Below are 18780 nucleotides of genomic sequence, written 5' to 3' on the forward strand. Positions count from 1 at the left end.
GACGAATTGCTTATTTTTTAAGTTAACTAGTTACTTTATTTTACATTTAGCAAGGGATAAACCTTAAACAGCTAATATATTTAAGGTTGTTTTTGCCATTTCATTTTATTATTGGTATCGCGTGAAGTGATAATGGTTTCATCACTACTTTGAATACCGCCAAGCTTGGCGAGCCGGTCATAAAGAACAACATTACAGGTTGCTGCTAAATTCATACACCCTATGGTTGGAATATAAACAACTTCATCGCACCATTTTAAAACGTCTTTTGGCACTGAACCATCCTCTGGGCCGAACACATAAAATGCGTTCTCAGGGTGGGTAAACTCAGGCAAGGGAGTGGCCCCTTCTATTAGCTCTATCACCACCACTTTAGCGCCTTGTGGTTTACTTGATGCTAAATTATCGGTAGCGGTTAATGGAATACGTTGCACTACATTTTTAGTATCGGTATGAAATTTCTGTGCGTTTAAATAACGGTTGCCAGTAAAAAAAACCTGCTGTGCGTCATAACAACCTGCGGCGCGTAATACGCCCCCCACGTTGGTCGGGCTTTTAGGATTAATTAAGCCAATACTTGCTTGTAATTTACTCATTAATTGCAATCCTTGGTTGGCCACTCGGCTATATACAAATCAAAATCTTCTAGCTTTACGTCACAGTCTTTTACGGTTTTATCTTTAACAGAAATGTTTAGCTCGTGCATTTTAGTTTTATCGCCGTTATTAAGTAACGGATGCCACGTTGCTAATCCACGTCCTTCGTGAAGTCGGCGATAACTGCAGCTTTGCGGCATAAAGAAAATGTCTTTGAGGTTTTCTTTGGTAAGCTTAACGCAAGAAGGCACTAAGGTTTGGCGGTTTTCGTATTCACTACAGCCACAGGTTGCGTTATCAAGGTATTGGCAAACAATATTGGTAAATATAAGTTGCTCACCTTCTCTTAGCTGATCAGTGGCGGTAAAGTCATCTTCGTCTTCGCTGTCAATAAAGGTGTTTAAACAACACTTTCCGCATCCGTCACAAATGGCTTCCCATTCTTGCTGGTTCATTTCATTGAGACTTTTGCTAAGCCAAAATTGGGTTTTTGCTAATTGTTGATCAAACATGGTGTTCTCGCGCCTTTTAAGAGCGCGCATTCTAACGTATTGCAGCAAAGCGCGCAAAGCCAATCCCTGTTCAAATAATGACTTTGCGCGATTATGTTACTGCTGAGATTTAACCCAACGTTTAATTTTTTGCTCTAAGATAGGCATAGGCAATGCGCCATCTATTAATATTTGCGTATGAAAGGCTTTAATATCAAATTGCTCGCCTAACTGCTGGTGGGCGTAATCTCTAAGCTCTTTAATTTTAAACTCACCCAATTTGTACGATAATGCTTGCCCAGGCCATGCAATATAACGTTCCACTTCAGCAATTACATCGCTTTTTGCCATTGAAGAGTTAGCTAACATGTAGTCAATGCCTTGTTGACGTGTCCACCCTTTGGCATGAAAGCCTGTATCAAGCACTAAACGCATAGCTCTTAGCTGCTCATCGTTAAGACGCCCATACCACATATACGGGTCGGTAAATAAGCCAAGCTCTTTGCCAAGACTCTCCGCGTATAATGCCCAGCCCTCAGCAAACACCGTGTAGCCGCCAAATTTACGAAAATCGGGCAGGCTTTCTACTTCTTGTTGCAGTGCAATTTGAAAGTGATGACCTGGTGCTGCTTCATGAATAGATAGCGTTTCAAGTAAAAATTTAGGCTGCGCTTTTAAGTTGTAAGCATTAATGTAAAAGATACCCGGACGAGAACCATCTGGTGCAGGCCCTGCATAAGATGCCCCCGCTGCCGATTGCGCACGATACGCTTCTACTGCTTTAACAATGTAAGGGGCTTTAGGCTCAATATTAAATAATCGCGGTAAGCGCGCATCTATTTTTAGTTTAATATCTTCATAGGCGGCAATTAACTCATCAGCTGTTTTATAATAAAACTCATCTGAGTCACGTAAATGATCAAAAAACGATGCTAAATCACCTTTAAATCCCACGGTATTTTTAACCGTTTTCATTTCACTTAAAATTCGAGCCACTTCACTTAAGCCAATGTCATGAATTTCATCTGCTGATAAACTCAACGTGGTGTTTTTCTTGATTTGATATTCGTACCACGCTTTACCATTAGGTAAATCAGCATAACCAACAGAATCACGAGCATGAGGAATATAGTCGTTGAGTAAAAACTCACTCATACGCTGATAAGCGGGCACTAATTTATCTAAAATAAGCGTTTTATACTGCTCAGTGAGTTGCTGTTTTTGTGCATTAGAAAATGAGTCGGGCATGGCCTTTATTGGTGAATAAAATAATGAATCTTCTGCGTTAGTTACTACGTGCACTTTAAACTGAGGCAATAATTTTTTAGCCAATGGCATAGGCAATACCACGCCTTGTTTAACACCTTGCGCCATTGATTGTTCAACACTGGCTAACCATTTCACAAAACCATCAGCACGTTTAATAAATTGCTCATAGTCGGCAACAGTATTAAAGGGCTGTGCACTTTGCCCTGAACCAAATCCAGCAAAGGTATTATGTGCTCCCGACATTTGGTTAATCGGTAACAAATAATCTTTATATTGCATGCCCTCAAGCTTCAGGGCTAAATCTCGCGATAACACTTCAAAGTTAAGTAGCGCCTGCCCTGTTAATTGTGATTCATCGATTAGCGTTAAACGTTGTTGATATTTTTTATAAAAAGCAGTTTTTTTATCACGATTAGCCTGCGATATCACCGGCAAGAATTGATCATCGAATTCATGGCGACCGTTATAAGTGGCGCTTAAGGGATTAAAGGTTAATGACTCATCGTAGTACTGGGCAACGAGCACATCTAATTGCTGCTGTGCTGATAATTCGCTTATTACAGGCGCGACTGGCTGATTTGTGTTTAATTGTGAGCTGGTGCTCATACAACCACTTAAGGCAAACATAACGCTACTGGCAACCAGTGCTATTTTAATAACTTTCATAAAGATCCTTGTTAGTTTTTACCCGCCAATTATGCGGTTTTAAATGCCTTAAATAAAGCAATTACGGTGAGTGGGATTCGTCGCTAAATAATTTACTCAATACCTAATGATTGCTACATTCAGGTAAATTTAAATAATTAAATAATAAAAATGATCAAAATAAAAAAACATTTACTAACTACATCAATCGCATTACTGAGCTTAACCAGCGCAAGTACACTGGCAACCACCTATATATCGGCCAAAGCTTTGCTTGATGTAAAAACTGGAGATCTAAAAGCTAATCCGTTAATCGCGATTGACGAGGGTGTAATAAGCCAAATCCAATTTAATAAACAGCCAACGCTTACCAGTAATGATGAACTGATTAACCTACCTGAACTCACCGTAATGCCGGGGTTGATGGATATGCATGTGCATTTAACCAGCGATCCAACCGTTTCGCGCAGTGAACGTATAGGCCAATCAGTACCGCGTATGGCTATTAAAGCCAGTTACTTTGCTAAAAAAACATTAGAAGCCGGCTTTACCACAGTGCGTAACCTAGGTGCAGAAGGCTTTAGTGTTATTGCGGTTCGCGACGGCATTAATGCAGGTGATATTATTGGCCCTCGCATCTGGGCTGCAGGCCCTTCTTTGGGGATTACTGGCGGACACTGTGACAATAATCGTTTGCCTCCAGAAATGAAATATACCGCCTCGGGGGTTGCTGATGGCCCATGGGCTGTTCGCATTAAAGTACGTGAAAATATTAAATATGGCGCTAATGCAATTAAATTATGTGCAACTGGTGGGGTATTTTCTAAAGGCACAAAGGTGGGCATACAACAATACGCATTTGAAGAAATGAAAGCCATTGTGGATGAAGCGCACATGCGAGAATTACCTGTTGCGGCTCACGCACACGGCACTAACGGCATTAAAACAGCCATTAAAGCCGGTGTAGACAGCGTAGAGCATGCTAGCTTTTTAGACGATGAAGCGATTGAGCTTGCTATAAAGCACGGTACTTGGCTCTCTATGGATATTTACAATACTGAATATACACTGAGCTTTGGTGAGCAAAATGGGGTAGATGAAGAGAACCTAAATAAAGAACGCCTTGTTTCTAAAAAGCAAAGAGACAGCTTTAAACGCGCCGTTGAAGCTGGGGTTAACATGGTATTTGGTACAGATGCGGCTATTTATCCACATGGTGATAATGCGAAACAGTTCTCGCGAATGGTTGAATTTGGTATGAGTGAATTACAAGCTATTCAAGCCGCGACCATTAATAGTGCTAAATTACTAAAGGCAGATTCACAACTGGGGCAAATTAAAACTGGTTTTGCTGCTGATATTATAGCGGTGAGTGCTAACCCACTTAAAAATATTTCTACACTAGAGCGTATTCCTTTTGTAATGAAAGCCGGTGTCGTTTACAAGCAGTAAACCCAATACATCTTTATAAGGTTGAGCTTAGCTCAACCTTAACAATTTTTTAGCTAATGTAGCTAAACTGCCCATTTAATCATCAATACTTTATTTAAATTCTCTCTTGGTAAAGCCAACTAGCGACTGCAATACCCCGTTAATATTTTTAAATGTGATTGTTTTTAAATCACATTGTATAACTATCAAGCAAACACACCCATTAAAGTAAAAAAGTTTGAACTTTTTATTTTATTTTAAAATGATAACCATTATCATTCACGAAAATTAACAAATGCGAATGGTTATCACTCTATGAAAAGGTTTCAATACTCACTACTCACACTCGCGTGCTTAAACGCGCACTTGGCATTGGCAAACGAGTCACAAGTTAATTCCGATATTGAACGTATTAGTGTTTACGAGCAACAAAACCGAGTGGTAATGAGCTCAGGTTTGGCCACTAAATCTGATATGTCACTAATGGAAACCCCTGCACCCGTGGTCATTGTTGATAAAGCGCTAATTGCATCGCAAGGTATTGATAGTTTACAAGATGTGATCCGAAATGTAAGTGGTTTAACGCAAGCCGGTAACAACTATGGCATTGGTGATAATTTAGTAATTCGTGGTTTAGGTGCTAATTATACCTATGATGGCATGTACGGTGGTGCAGGATTAGGCAATACCTTTAATCCAACGCGTTCTTTAACCAATGTTGAATCAATTGAAGTATTAAAAGGCCCAGCAACTGGTTTATACGGCATGGGCAGTGCTGGTGGTGTGATTAACCTGATTGAAAAAAAGCCACAGTTTAACGAACAACATACCTTAGAAATGGATATTGGTCAGTGGGATAGTTATTCTCTGGCACTCGATAGCACCAATGCAATAACAGACGACTTAGCTTATCGAGTCATGGCAAAAACCGCCTCTAGCGATGGCTTTCGTGATTTAAAAGAACAACGTGATGAAATTTATTCGTCTTTAAAATATGTACTAAATGATCAACATGCGTTTGTGTTATCGGGAGCCTATATCAAGGACGCCATTGCTGTGGATTCTATCGGCCATCCTATTCGTATTTTTAACAGTGAATCGGTCAACGGTTTAACTGCAGGTGAAGTATCAGGCGCCGATTTAGTGAATGACCCTACAGCAAGTGGCTTACAATTGAGTGAAGCACAACGAAATGAACTAGCTAACTCTTTGGCAAGCAATGATGGTTTAACACCCTTTAACTTTGGCACCAATGGCATAATATCACCGATGGCAAAGGATAACGAAGGTGAAGAGCTGCGTTTTAAATTAGCCCATAATTATTACATTAGTGATGATTTATTTGTTAATCAACAACTACAGTACCGTAATTACACCTCAAGTTTTGCCCGCCAAACAGGTGCTTACAACTACGTTTACTGGAAACGTAACGGCGTGATCAATCAAGACCCACGCGCACCGCTAGTTGTTGATGACGTGTTATACCCTTTTGCAGCCAGACGCCAAGAGTACCGCCAAGTAGAAGCGGATGAAAAATCATGGCAATACTTTTTAGATTTACGTTATGACTTTATGCTCGGTAACATAGAAAACGAATTACTGGTTAACGCCAACTATGAAGATCGTGATATTCGTTTTAAACAATATTCTATTTACGATGCCGATAAGGTCATTAAAAACAAAGCCGGTGAAGTTATTTACCAAGGCGCACTACCGTATATTTTTGATATGCGTCAGCCAAATTGGCCTACGGGTGAATTTAATGATTACGATCCGCTTAAAACCAGCGATTATAATAAAAAAGTACAGGCATGGGGTTTAGGCCTTCAGCATGTTGCCTACATTAACGATAAAATCACCACCCGTATTGGGATTGCTCATAATCGTATAAAACAAAGTTACGAGCATTTTGGTGTTGACCCACGTTATAGTCAAAGCCGCGCAAATCCAACGCCAGAGGCAAACACCTCAGATAGCGGTTTAACGTACAATTTAGGGGCTACTTATCAATTAAGCGCTGACATGGCTTTATTTTTAAATCACTCAAAAGGTCGTACTGCCTACAGTGTACTTGGCTCTGTTGCTGGTAATGAAGCCGATAGAGAAGACTCAGAATCTGTTAGTAACGATTTAGGATTTCGTTTTAAAGCGTTTGATGACCAATTACTGGCTTCAATTGTAGTATTTGAAAGTGCACGTACAAACCTAGAGTACGCCAACCCACTTTATGAAGCAGGCGTGTCTGCACCAAACGTAGTGGAGAGCTTCTTTGATGGTGAAGAACAAACCAAAGGTGTAGAAATTGACTTAAATGCGTATTTGAACGATCAATGGAAAGTTAACATCAACGGTGTTTATCAAGATGCTAGAGATAAAACTAACCCAAACAGCACAAGCTTTGATACTCGCCAAAAAGGCGTGCCTTATGTAACTGCTAGCTCATGGGTAACTTACTCTGCTGCGTTATTTGAATTACCTCACGCAGTAGATTTAAGCGCAGGCTTAACGTTTGTTGATAAGCGCAGTACTAACTCAAGCTCGTTCGGTATTGATAACGGCTACGTCCCTGCTTATACCGTGTATGATGCTGCAGTTAGCTATAAAGCAGACAACTGGCAAATGCAATTAAACATTAATAACCTGTTTAATAAAAAATACTATTCTAAAGCCATGTTTTTAGGCGGTATGCCAGGTGAGGAAAGAAATGCAAAGTTAAGCTTTAGTTATACGCTATAGCATACAATGCGCACAAGCCAGGTTGGTTTGTGCGCACTATATTTTGGTATAGTTAGATTGTAACAACTATACGGCCGTTAATTTCACCTTTGAGCATGTCATCGAAAATTTCATTAATATCTTCGAGTTTTTTCTCTTCAATGATAGCTTTTACTTTACCTTGTGCGGCAAATTCAAGGCATTCTTGAAGGTCTTTACGTGTACCTACAATAGAACCTACTACTGAAACACCATTTAGCACAGTATCAAAAATTGGCAATGGCATATCTTCTGGTGGTAAGCCAACTAATACGCATTTGCCCCCACGGCGAACACTTTTATACGCTTGTTCAAACCCAGGTTTTGATACTGCGGTACAAACAACAGCGTGCGCCCCACCTACTTGCTCAAAAATAGCCTCACTTGGCACCACGTCTTTAAAATCAAGCGTAATATCAGCGCCTAACTCTTTAGCTAGGGCCATTTTTTCTTTGCCTGTATCTACAGCAATAACATTAAAGCCCATTGCTTTTGCATATTGCACCGCTAAGTGACCTAAACCGCCCACACCAACAATAGCAACCCATTGACCCGGCTTTGCATCTGATACTTTTAATGCTTTATACGTTGTTACGCCGGCACAGAATAACGGGGCAGCTTCAGCAAAGCCTAATCCTTCCGGTATTTTGATGATGTAATCACCATGTGCTAAACAATATTCTGCATAACCACCGTCAATTGAGTAACCGGTATTATGTTGCGATAAACACAGGGTTTCACGTCCATCTAAACAAAATTCACAATGGCCACAGGCGCTATACAACCAAGGTACACCCACTCGGTCGCCCACTTCTAAATGTTTAATATTACTGCCTAGTTTTTCTATTACACCCACGCCTTCGTGACCTGGTACCAATGGCATTTTTGGTTTTACCGGCCAATCACCATGACACGCATGTAAATCGGTGTGACATACACCACAAGCGGCTATTTTTACCAGCACATCGTTAGGACCTACCTCTGGGATTGGTAAATCGGTGATTTCTAACTTGCCTTTATATTCTGTATTTATTGCTGCTTTCATAGTCATTCCATCGTTTATAAAAAATTATGCTATTTAACAAAGGCGTTAAACAACAATGTTATGTTGCATACCCGCAACATAACCCACTATAAATGCTTAAATATTAATCTATATCAATCATTAGTCGTAAAACGTGGTTTTTTATCCAAGCTAAACGCTTGCCATACTTAACCAGCGTGCTAGCATAGATTTCATTTATTTTTGAAACTTGTAACAATGACATTATCAGAAAAAAACTTTGCCTTTGTAATGCATTGTGGCGAGATGGGCAGCCGCTGGGGATTTAATCGTACAATCGGCCAAATGTGCGGGTTACTTATTATTACCAAAGATCCAATGACGGCAAACCAAATCGCAGATGCGCTGAGTATTTCACGCGGTAACGTGAGTATGGGAATTAAAGAATTACAATCTTGGCAGCTGATCAAGGTAATGCATATCCCAGGAGATAGAAAAGAATACTATGCACCTGCGGGTGACATTTGGGATATGGCTAATCGCGTGTTTGAAGAACGTAAAAAGCGTGAAGTAGAACCTACACTTAGCTTACTCAGAGATAACTTATTAGATGAAGCAAGTAACGACGATGAAATTTATGCACAAAAACAAATGGGCGAAATTCATAACTTACTTGAAACAGTGACTAAATGGTCGTCAGAGTTACAACGCTTAACCCCTGAGCAGCTAAACAAACTAATGAAGCTAGGTTCAGGCATTGGCAAAGTCATTGACCTTAAAGATAAAATATTCAAAAAAGAGCAGTAAACCATTAAAAAGCCGCAATGAGCGGCTTTTTAGTTATTCGCTTAAGCTTAAATTTTTGGGTAAGCAATTCTATCTGACAAATAACCTACGCTGGTTGCAAAGTAATATGATCGATTCCAGTGCATAAATACTTTGTAGTTATCGTATGCTAAATACATGCGTCCATTTATATCATCCGGCATCACCAGTGCTGCATCTACAGCAACCGTAGGTAAATCACTGCCATCAACACGACGAACACCTAATGCTTGCCAATCTGCTAAAGAGCGCTCTGATTTATCCCAGTACTCTAGCCATTGCTTTCGGGTTTTAGTACCGCGCTTTAATATATACTGCTTATCAAAATCAGCGGGCAATTGTACCTGGCGACCCCAGGTTAAATTATCATTCCAACCCTCTTGCTTTAAGTAATTTGCAATTGAAGCAAACGCGTCTTCTTTGGTTGTCCAAATATCTTTGCGGCCATCGTTATTGTAATCAACGGCGTAAGCATTAAATGAGGTTGGCATAAACTGGGTTTGCCCCATTGCACCCGCCCACGAGCCTTTAAATTTATCAAGCGTGATATGTCCCGACTTTAATATATCCAGTGCTGCCCACAATTGGCGTTTGTATAACGCTTCACGACGTCCATCAAATGCTAAAGTTACTAAGGATGAAATAACATTGTGGCCGCCTTGAATAGCGCCAAAATTACTTTCTAAACCCCAAATAGCCACAATAAAACGCGCTTGAACACCAAAGTCTTTTGCTACTTTTTCTAAGACTTCTTGGTTTTCTTTATACAATTTACGCGCACGATCTATTTTCCATTGCGGTACTCGTTTTGGTAAATACGTTTCCAGCGTTTCTTTTACTTCTGGCTGGTTTTTGTCTGCTGAAATGACTTTTTCTTTATAAGATGCAGTGGCAAATGCTTGCTCAATTAACTGAGTATCGTAGCCTTTTGCTATTGCCTCTTGCTTTAAATTAGTAAGATATTGTTGAAACTCAGCTTGTGTTTTTGCCATCACCGATGAGCTTAAACACACACCACACAATACAACCGCTAATTTTTTAATCACTATCTGCTCCATTTTGTTTTCTTAATTGACTTAGCAAGTTTTCCTCTGGTGGCGGAATTTGTAAATAATAGCCTTGGTCGCTAAGCGACTGTTTTAAAGTGTCTAAATCCGCTACGCCTAATTGAGTCCGCTTCGCTAAGTTAATGATCATCACGTACTGAGGTTGACCAAACATGGCCATTAAAGGTTCCGGAACTTTACTAAAATCGTCTCTTTTTTCAATAAATAAGAAAGTATCTGCTTTTTTCTTACTTTTATATACCGCAGTTAGCATTATGGCCCTATAAAATCTTGCTTAACAGTGCTACACACTATAACATGGCAATAATAATAAGTTATAAAAATTAGTGTGGAAACTGTAATAAAAGCCTTGTTCAGCCTAGGTTTATATAAAGTTACATGCTAACTAGACAATCCAGTTGAGCATCTATGTCGGACCAAATTTTTGAGCTAAAAGGCAACCTTTTTACGTTATCAGTTTTACATCTTTATAGTACTGATATTAACCTTTTAGCAGAACAACTGTATGTAAAAATTGCCCAAGCCCCAAAGTTCTTTGAGGGTGCCCCCATTGTCGTCAATTTAATTGAAGTAAAAAACAGCGCAATCGACTTTGTTCACTTAAAATCGCTTATTGAACGCATGAGCTTTAATGCTGTAGGTGTATGTAATGGTTCGGATGAACAGCATAAACAGGCAAAAGCCGCAGGGTTATCTGTTTTAAACTATTCACAAGACGTTAAGAGTGAACCCGCAAGAGTAGAGTCAAATACTTCGGTTGTAGAAAAAACCGTGTATTTACCAGCGCAAATTATTAATGGTGCGGTGCGCTCAGGCCAACAAGTTTACGCCAAAGACCGCGACTTGGTGGTGTTAGGCGCGGTAAGCCATGGTGCAGAAGTAATTGCCGATGGCAATGTACATATTTACGGAACCCTACGAGGGCGTGCAATTGCCGGCGCAAAAGGGCTCGAAAACGCATACATATTTTGTAATAAATTAGAAGCAGAACTCGTTTCAATCAATGGTAATTACTGGATCAGTGACTCACTGCAAGGTGAACACTGGGGTAACGCAGTTCAAATACAACAAAAAAATGAATCTTTAGAAATTTCAGCTTTGGTTAAAGGATAAATCTCATGGCAAAAATAATTGTCGTTACCTCGGGTAAAGGGGGTGTTGGTAAAACAACATCAAGCGCAGCAATTGGTACAGGCTTAGCATTAAAAGGCTACAAAACTGTTATCATCGATTTTGATATCGGTTTACGTAATTTAGACCTCATCATGGGTTGTGAACGTCGCGTAGTGTATGACTTTGTTAATGTGATCAATGGCGAAGCTAACCTTAATCAAGCACTCATAAAAGACAAACGTGTAGAAAAGTTATTTTTACTTCCTGCTTCACAAACTCGCGATAAAGACGCACTCACCCGTGATGGTGTTGAACGCGTATTGAACGAGTTAAAAGAAGACTTTGACTATATTGTTTGTGATTCTCCTGCAGGTATTGAAGCCGGAGCTATGATGGCGATGTACTTCGCTGATGAAGCAATAGTTACAACCAACCCTGAAGTCTCGTCAGTACGAGATTCGGATCGTATTCTAGGCATTTTACACAGTAAATCGAAACGTGCCGAAGAAGGATTAGAAAACATTAAAGAGCATTTGCTAATAACACGCTATAATCCAGATCGTGTATCAAAAGGTGAAATGCTATCTGTTGAAGATATCCAGGACATCCTAGCCATAGACTTACTAGGTGTCATTCCTGAATCTCAAGCAGTGCTTAGTGCATCAAACTCTGGACAACCGGTAATTCTTGATAGCGAATCAGACGCAGGTCAAGCTTATGCTGATGCGATCAGTCGTTTATTAGGCGAAACGGTTGAATTTAGATTTTTAGATGTAGAGAAAAAGGGTTTATTCAAACGGATATTTGGAGGTTAATGTGTCTTTACTTGACTACTTCCGCTCAGAAAAGAAAAACAGTGCGTCATTAGCAAAAGAGCGATTGCAGATCATTGTCGCGCACGAGCGTTCTCAGCGTGGAACACCAGATTACTTGCCACAATTAAAGCAAGATATTCTTGATGTCATTCGTAAGTACGTTAATGTAGGCGCCGATGCGGTTCAAGTTCAGTTTGATCAAAATGAAGACGATTTAGCGGTACTCGAGCTCAATGTCACATTACCTGACGAAGAAAAGAAATAATAAAAAAGGGCGCTAAGCGCCCTTTTTATTTTTTACATCAAGCTATTTAATACTCTAATTATCCCACTCTTTTAGCGCATCTTTAACAAAATCATATCGCCATGAGCTGAGTAAATCTGGTTTTATGTGTTTTTCTTTTTGCTGAGCAGTTAACTTCCAGTTCCAACTAATTAGCTGATTTATTTGCTTTTTAGAGGCCATAACGTCTTCTGGAATGTTATGCTCTTTAGCAACTTTAGTAATTTTTTGTTTGATCTCCTTCGCTACTTTTTTATAGGTAGGAAAATCAATTAACCGCTTTAATACTTGTGGGTGTTGCTCAGCTGGAATGGCTTTGGCCTGCTCAATACACTTTAAAATTTCAACCCCAGAACGATTCACTTCAATGGGTTCTACCCCAGGAATTTGTCTCAGAGCATTTAAACTTGAAGGGCCTCGTTTGGCAATTTCGGTCATATTGTGCTCTTTAAGCACAAAATTAAGCGCTAGATTTTTACGAATAGCTTTATTTCGACGCCATACTGCTAACTCTTTAAGTACCGCTAGTTCATGCGGCTTAAGTTGCCATGCATTTTTAATTTCTTTGTAAAGTAGCTCATCCGGGATTTGAAAAGCACGTTTATTGGCAACTAATTCACTTTCATTGATCACAATATCAAATAAATCAGCGGCTTTAATGCTATCTATAATTAACTCAAAACAAGGCAGCAGGTGATACGTATCAGCAGCAGCGTATTCAAGTTGCTTTTGGGTAAGGGGGCGTTGTAACCAATTAGTGCGCGATTCGCTTTTATCAATCTCAATATTCAATAATGTTTTCACCATTAAGGCAAAGCCCATACAGTTTCCCTCACCTAATAGCTGAAGTGCAAACTGGGTATCGAATAAAGGATAAGGAACAAATCCTGCGTACTTTTGAAAAACTTCAATATCTTCTGAGGGTGAATGGAGTACTTTTAGCACTTTAGGATCTTTAAGTATTTGCCAAAAATCAAACAAGGAAAGCTCGGCAAGCGGGTCAATAAGCGCTAAATGTTCGCCATCATAAACTTGAATAAGTGCAACTTCTGGATACAAAGTACGGCGGCGCATAAACTCGGTATCAATAGCAAGAATGGGTTTGTTTTTAATTTGTTCTACAAACGTATTAAGCTCATTTTGGGTTTGGATCAATTGGTAGTGCACTGAGTCTCCTACAATAAAAAAGCCGACTGATGTCGGCTTTTTTATAGTTGCTAATCTTTTAAGGCTCTTCTGAGAATTTTACCCACGTTAGTTTTGGGTAACTCATCCTTAAACTCAACGAGTTTAGGAACCTTGTAATTAGTTAAATTATCACGACAATGTTTTATTATATCTTTTTCAGTTAAAGAAGGGTCTTTTTTCACAACAAAAACTTTAACTTGTTCACCACTAATGTCATGAGGGATACCAACCGCGGCCACTTCTAGCACGCCTTCATGCATGGCAACCACTTCTTCTATTTCATTTGGGAAAACATTAAAGCCTGAAACAATAATCATGTCTTTTTTACGATCAACAATGTAGAAAAAACCTTCGTCATCGTAAGTGGCAATATCACCAGTTGCAAACCAGCCATCTTTTAAACATTCAGCCGTTGCATCAGGGCGATTATAGTAACCAAGCATTACTTGCGGACCTTTTACCCACAGTTCACCCGGCTCACCTTTAGCAGCTTCTTCACCGTTATCGAGCATTAATTTAATGTCAGTACTTGGCGCAGGTAGACCGATAGAACCATTATAAGCTTCTAAATCATACGGGCTAATTGTGACTAAAGGAGAACATTCTGTCAGGCCATAGCCTTCCATTAGTTTGCTGTTAGTGACCTTTTGCCATTTTTCTGCAACAGGGCGTTGTACTGCCATGCCGCCGCCTAATGACATTTTAAGGTGACTAAAATCAAGCTCAGAGAAACCAGGGGTATTTAATAAGCCATTAAATAAAGTGTTCACCCCTGTAATAGCAGTAAATTTATGCTGACTAAGCTCTTTTACAAATCCAGGCATATCACGTGGATTTGTAATTAAAACGTTTAAGCCGCCGTATTTCATAAATGCTAAACAGTTCGCTGTTAATGCAAATATATGATAGAGCGGTAGCGCGGTAATAACCACTTCTCTACCACGCTCAAGCACGTTATCTAAACAACCAGATACTTGCTCAAGGTTACCCACCAAATTACCGTGGCTCAACATTGCCCCTTTAGACACACCGGTTGTACCACCGGTGTATTGTAAAAATGCTAAATCGCTTAAGTTAACCTCTGGGCGCTTATAGCCATTCAGATCAGCTTTTAATAAATCACAAAAGTTAATCGTGTTAGGCAACGTATAGCTTGGTACCATTTTTTTGAAATGCTTAACAACAAAATTGACTAAATGCTTTTTAAGACCACCCATCATGTCACCAACCTGCGTAACCACAATGTGTTTAACGTCAGTATTAGGCAGTGCTTTTTCAAGCGTGACAGCGAAGTTAGCAAGAATAAATATTGCTGATGTTTCAGAATCTTTTAATTGGTGCTCTAGCTCACGAACGGTATATAGCGGATTAACGTTAACCACCACACACCCTGCGCGTAAAATACCTAATATAGCAATTGGGGTTTGCAACAAGTTAGGCATCATAACAGCGACTTTATCGCCCTTTTTTAATCCTAAATCGTTTTGAATATAAGCCGCAACACGTTTTGTTGCCGCGTCAATTTCGTTATATGACAATGTTTTACCCATATTAGTAAATGCAGGTAAATCTTTGTAATCATTAAAACTTTTTTCAAACACTTCGAGTAACGAGTTGTAGTGCTCAGGATCGATTGTTTCAGGCATACCTTCTGGGTAGCGCTTAAGCCAGATTTTTTCCACTCTTAGCCCCTGTTTATAATTATATTTTTATTAACCTTAATCTAAGTAAGGCACTTTCACAATTGAGCAAATACTCTAATCTAGAGATAATCCCACATTTATCGGTAATATACAATTAACATGCACTACTTTGCACCATAAATGCGTGAATGTGTTCAAAACATAGTCCACTACTTTGCATATGGCAATGATGCCCACCAGGCACATCTATTACACTCAAGTTATTGTAATATTTACTATACTTGTCTAGATTTTGTTTTACAAATGGATAACCTTTATCACCTAATATTAATTGGCATGGTGCAATTAATTCTTTTATTGCACCAATACATTGCGCTTCATCAAATCGAAAACCTGAGTGATTTTTAAGCTTAGGATCGCAAGTTAGCTCAAAACCACTGTGCATTTGTTTTATGTTTCTGTCCATCAGCAATGCAATTTGTTCATTATTTAAATCAGTTGTTTTTGCACGTGCTTGATAAATTTGTTGTTTTGATGTGTATACCCGTGATTTTTTTGTACTAAGCCTTGCTCGGTTTAGTATGGCATTTCTTAGCTGAGAACACACTTCATCGCTATCGGTAGTGACACAACCTATACCTTCAATAAAAGAAACAGATTTTACATACTCACTAAAACAACTAGCAAATAGTCCTGCAACCATAGCCCCCATAGAATGACCAACTAAGTGTACCTTCTTTAACTTAAGCGCTGTGATTAATGCATACACATCATCCACATAGTCAATAAAGTAGTAATGTGCCTGAGGGCTTCGCCAAGATGACAGCCCATGCCCTGGAAAATCAATGCAATACCATGTTTGCGAAGGTGCAGCTCGACTCAGCATAGGCACAAAGCTAGCACTATTATCTAGCCAGCCATGCAGAGCGATAACGACGTCTTCACCGTCTCCAAATTTAATACCGCGTATATCTAGGTCATTAGCTTTTACCGAAAATGGTTGCAACGCAAACCTCAACTTTTTTATTTGGTTATGGCCATAACATACAAGAGTTAATACACAATTAATAGAACTGAACTCACAGAACACACACTTAAATTTCGAGATTTCATAACATATTCATTTATTTATCTTGCTATCGGTATACAATAATAGTCGCTATTAAAATAAGTACACTTAAAGGGTACACACAATGAAAAAACAGTTCGGCTTATTAGCGCTTTTATGTACAACAGGAGCATTCGCTCAAACAGCGCCTAAAAATGTTATTTATATGATTGGTGATGGCATGGGTCCCGCTTTCACTACCGCTTATCGATATTACAAAGATGACCCTACAACAAAAGAAATAGAAACAACCGTTTTCGACACTATGTTAAAAGGCATGGCGCACACTTATCCTGATGACCATACTTATGTAACAGACAGTGCCGCAGGTGCAACTGCACTTAGCAGCGGCCATAAAAGTTATAATGGCGCAATCGCTGTCGATACGGCCAAAAAACCGGTTAAAACCATGCTAGAAATTGCAAAAGAGCAAGGAATGACAACAGCGTTAGTGGCTACCTCACAAATTAATCATGCAACACCTGCAAGCTTTGCCGCACATAATGAATCAAGAAGAAATTATGATGACATCGCAAACGACTACATTGACAATAAAATTGCTGGTAAATTACCGGTTGATTTAATGTTAGGCGGTGGTACTCAATATTTTATTCGTGATGACAGAAACTTAGTCGACGAATTTAAAAAAGCAGGTTATCAATACGGCGACAATATTAAAAACCTAGGTCAAATCACACAAATCCCTGCCATTGGTCTATACGCACCTAAGGGATTACCTTTTGCGCTAGATGAAAACCCAACGAGATTAAAACAGTTAACCTCTAAAGCGTTTGATTTGCTTGATGGGCAAAACGATAAAGGCTTTTTTGTGATGATTGAAGGCAGCCAAATTGACTGGTGTGGTCACGCAAATGACATTGCTTGCGCAATGGCTGAAATGGACGACTTTGCAAAATCAATCGAAACGGCAAAAGCGTATGTAGATAACAACCCAGACACTATTTTAGTGATCACGGCTGATCACTCTACAGGCGGTTTAACCATTGGCGCGCATGGCCAATATAAATGGGAAACCGACATCATCAAAGGTGTTAAAGCCACTGCGGGTACATTAACCAAATTATTAATGGGATCAGATAACCTTAAAACGGTATGGCAGGCCAATACCCGTATTGAGTTTACAACTGAAAACGAAATTAAACTTAAGCAAGCTAAAGCCATGGGTGAAAAAACCCTTAATTTAGCGGTTAAAAGCATTATCAATGATTTAAGTTTCACTGGTTGGACAACGGGCGGACATACCGCTTCTGATGTGCAAGTATTTGCCTATGGTAAAAATAGCGATGACTTTATTGGTTCACAAAACAATACTGACATAGCTAAAAAACTGATTAGTTACATAGAACAGTAATCGCTGTTATGAAAATAAAAAGCCCGAATAATTTATTCGGGCTTTTTATTTGGCTATTAATTTTATAATTAAGCGTATATATCAACACCAATTAAGCTTTGAACTTCAGCTCTTCGCTCTAAATTAGCAAACTCAGTGTAAGTAGAAATTGCCTTACTGACTTGCGCACTCGGTTGATCGTAAATAGTTTGGCTATATTGGGCCTCTTTGGTGTTCGCTTTTACAAACTCTTTTGCGAGTTCAAGCCCTTCAGGACTGCTCTTAACATAATCTGTATTGGTTTTCTGTGATATTGGCTGCTCTGATAGTCGTTCAGGCTTTGCCGTAACAACAGCAGTAGAACGCACCTTAGCAGGGATATCACCAGTAAAAAAACCAGAGCTTATAGGCAGCGACATTACGCTTCTCCAACCAACAACATGCTTAAATTATGATTTAAAATAGCTCAATATGCAAACAATACAACTTAGCGTTACTCGCGGCCTGGTAATTTTTTCCATGTCACTGTGTCACGCACATACTTAGGCTGAGCATCACTTGCTTTTACGCCATTACCTGCAAGGTACTGTGCATCCACTAACGCTAACATGTATTGTGCATCGGGTAGCGTAATTTCAGGGTGTACACTCACATTTGTAAATGTAGTTAATGCATCGGGGTAGCTTTTAAATCCAGTCCCCACGCCGGTTGCTGTTTTGTTTGTGTCTATCAATGAAGCATCAAGCAGTTCTGGCTTAAAAACACGTTCTTCACCTTGAAGTGTCATCAAATTATTATTAACTTGGTATTGAGCAAAGTATATTTCCCCCATACGCGCATCAATGCTTGAATAAACCACTTCATCGCCAAATTGTTCAAACGCTTGTTGCGCCATAACCGCTAAGGTAGAAACCCCCACTAGCGGTAAATTCGTTGAATACCCAAGCCCTTGTGCAATGGCCACACTAATACGCACACCCGTAAAGCTGCCTGGACCTTGGCCAAAGCCAATAACATCTAAATCTTTTAATTTACAATTGGCTTTATTAAGCAGCTCATCAATAAGTGGCAGAATTCTTTGGCTATGCTGCTGCGGACACTCTTCAAAATGATGAAATGTTTTACCCTGATAATGCAAAACAAGCGATAAAGCCTCAGTAGAAGCGTCTAGGGCGAGAATGTTACTTTTGATCATTTT

Annotated in this window: 18 protein-coding genes; 7 read left to right on the top strand and 11 right to left on the bottom strand. The window is 39.5% G+C overall.

Going from position 1 to position 18780, the window contains the following annotated elements:
- Positions 1-80: 80 nt before the first annotated feature.
- From L641_RS0105115 to L641_RS0105125, 3 genes are all read right to left on the bottom strand, one after another.
- Positions 81-596 carry an RNA methyltransferase gene (locus L641_RS0105115; protein ID WP_013463320.1) on the bottom strand — a complete coding sequence of 172 codons (516 nt, stop codon included), beginning with the start codon at positions 594-596 and terminating at the stop codon, positions 81-83.
- Positions 596-1108, bottom strand: a complete 513-nt coding sequence (locus tag L641_RS0105120) for a YcgN family cysteine cluster protein (RefSeq protein ID WP_016900173.1) — start codon at positions 1106-1108, stop codon at positions 596-598. The genes L641_RS0105115 and L641_RS0105120 overlap by 1 nt, the downstream gene beginning before the upstream one ends.
- Positions 1109-1204: 96 nt before the next feature.
- A complete protein-coding gene (locus L641_RS0105125) occupies positions 1205-3022 on the bottom strand; it encodes a DUF885 domain-containing protein (protein ID WP_024601323.1) in 1818 nt (605 codons plus the stop codon).
- Between the two features lie 159 nt (positions 3023-3181).
- Here L641_RS0105125 and L641_RS0105130 point away from each other — a divergent pair, with 159 nt between their 5' ends.
- Both L641_RS0105130 and L641_RS0105135 read left to right on the top strand, forming a co-directional pair.
- Positions 3182-4453, top strand: a complete 1272-nt coding sequence (locus L641_RS0105130) for an amidohydrolase family protein (protein WP_024601324.1) — start codon at positions 3182-3184, stop codon at positions 4451-4453.
- Between the two features lie 294 nt (positions 4454-4747).
- On the top strand, positions 4748-7168 hold the full coding sequence (locus tag L641_RS0105135) for a TonB-dependent receptor plug domain-containing protein (protein WP_016900170.1): 2421 nt from the start codon (positions 4748-4750) through the stop codon (positions 7166-7168).
- 52 nt (positions 7169-7220) lie between these two features.
- Here L641_RS0105135 and adhP read toward each other — a convergent pair whose 3' ends face one another.
- Positions 7221-8231 carry an alcohol dehydrogenase AdhP gene (adhP, locus tag L641_RS0105140; protein ID WP_016900169.1) on the bottom strand — a complete coding sequence of 337 codons (1011 nt, stop codon included), beginning with the start codon at positions 8229-8231 and terminating at the stop codon, positions 7221-7223.
- A 216-nt stretch (positions 8232-8447) separates the two neighbouring features.
- Here adhP and L641_RS0105150 point away from each other — a divergent pair, with 216 nt between their 5' ends.
- Entirely contained in the window at positions 8448-8996 is a 549-nt protein-coding gene (locus tag L641_RS0105150) for an HTH domain-containing protein (protein WP_013463314.1), read from the top strand.
- 47 nt (positions 8997-9043) lie between these two features.
- On the opposite strand, the gene L641_RS0105155 is transcribed toward L641_RS0105150, so the two are convergent.
- Together L641_RS0105155 and L641_RS0105160 are read right to left on the bottom strand one after the other, a co-directional pair.
- Entirely contained in the window at positions 9044-10060 is a 1017-nt protein-coding gene (locus L641_RS0105155) for a lytic murein transglycosylase (RefSeq protein WP_016900168.1), read from the bottom strand.
- The gene (locus L641_RS0105160) at positions 10053-10334 is read right to left on the bottom strand and encodes a YcgL domain-containing protein (RefSeq protein WP_013463311.1); all 282 of its coding nucleotides are present in this window, start codon (positions 10332-10334) and stop codon (positions 10053-10055) included. Before L641_RS0105160 ends, L641_RS0105155 begins: the two co-directional genes overlap by 8 nt.
- Before the next feature lie 155 nt (positions 10335-10489).
- Here L641_RS0105160 and minC point away from each other — a divergent pair, with 155 nt between their 5' ends.
- Genes minC through minE form a run of 3 tightly spaced genes read left to right on the top strand, consistent with a single transcriptional unit; the run spans position 10490 to position 12274 of the window.
- Positions 10490-11194, top strand: coding sequence for a septum site-determining protein MinC (minC, locus tag L641_RS0105165; RefSeq protein WP_013463310.1), 705 nt, complete (start codon positions 10490-10492; stop codon positions 11192-11194).
- A 5-nt stretch (positions 11195-11199) separates the two neighbouring features.
- On the top strand, positions 11200-12009 hold the full coding sequence (gene minD / locus L641_RS0105170; RefSeq protein WP_013463309.1) for a septum site-determining protein MinD: 810 nt from the start codon (positions 11200-11202) through the stop codon (positions 12007-12009).
- Position 12010: 1 nt separating this feature from the next.
- Complete coding sequence (minE, locus tag L641_RS0105175; protein ID WP_008111532.1) at positions 12011-12274, top strand: cell division topological specificity factor MinE; 264 nt, start codon at positions 12011-12013, stop codon at positions 12272-12274.
- Positions 12275-12328: 54 nt separating this feature from the next.
- Here minE and rnd read toward each other — a convergent pair whose 3' ends face one another.
- The 3 genes from rnd to L641_RS0105190 all read right to left on the bottom strand — a co-directional run bounded on the left by rnd (position 12329) and on the right by L641_RS0105190 (position 16129).
- Positions 12329-13459 (bottom strand): ribonuclease D, encoded by a 1131-nt coding sequence (gene rnd / locus L641_RS0105180; protein ID WP_013463308.1) that lies wholly within the window; start codon positions 13457-13459, stop codon positions 12329-12331.
- Between the two features lie 50 nt (positions 13460-13509).
- Positions 13510-15162, bottom strand: a complete 1653-nt coding sequence (fadD, locus tag L641_RS0105185) for a long-chain-fatty-acid--CoA ligase FadD (protein ID WP_016900167.1) — start codon at positions 15160-15162, stop codon at positions 13510-13512.
- A gap of 115 nt (positions 15163-15277) precedes the next feature.
- The gene (locus L641_RS0105190) at positions 15278-16129 is read right to left on the bottom strand and encodes an alpha/beta hydrolase (RefSeq protein WP_016900166.1); all 852 of its coding nucleotides are present in this window, start codon (positions 16127-16129) and stop codon (positions 15278-15280) included.
- Positions 16130-16316: 187 nt separating this feature from the next.
- Between L641_RS0105190 and L641_RS0105195 the strand changes: the two genes are divergently transcribed.
- A complete protein-coding gene (locus tag L641_RS0105195; protein WP_016900165.1) occupies positions 16317-17603 on the top strand; it encodes an alkaline phosphatase in 1287 nt (428 codons plus the stop codon).
- Between the two features lie 68 nt (positions 17604-17671).
- Here L641_RS0105195 and L641_RS0105200 read toward each other — a convergent pair whose 3' ends face one another.
- Together L641_RS0105200 and tsaB are read right to left on the bottom strand one after the other, a co-directional pair.
- Entirely contained in the window at positions 17672-18001 is a 330-nt protein-coding gene (locus L641_RS0105200; protein WP_016900164.1) for a hypothetical protein, read from the bottom strand.
- A gap of 74 nt (positions 18002-18075) precedes the next feature.
- Entirely contained in the window at positions 18076-18777 is a 702-nt protein-coding gene (gene tsaB, locus L641_RS0105205) for a tRNA (adenosine(37)-N6)-threonylcarbamoyltransferase complex dimerization subunit type 1 TsaB (RefSeq protein ID WP_024601325.1), read from the bottom strand.
- Positions 18778-18780: the final 3 nt, after the last annotated feature.

It is taken from the genome of Pseudoalteromonas sp. TB41 (assembly GCF_000497975.1).
In the GTDB taxonomy this organism is placed as follows: Bacteria; Pseudomonadota; Gammaproteobacteria; order Enterobacterales; family Alteromonadaceae; genus Pseudoalteromonas; species Pseudoalteromonas tetraodonis.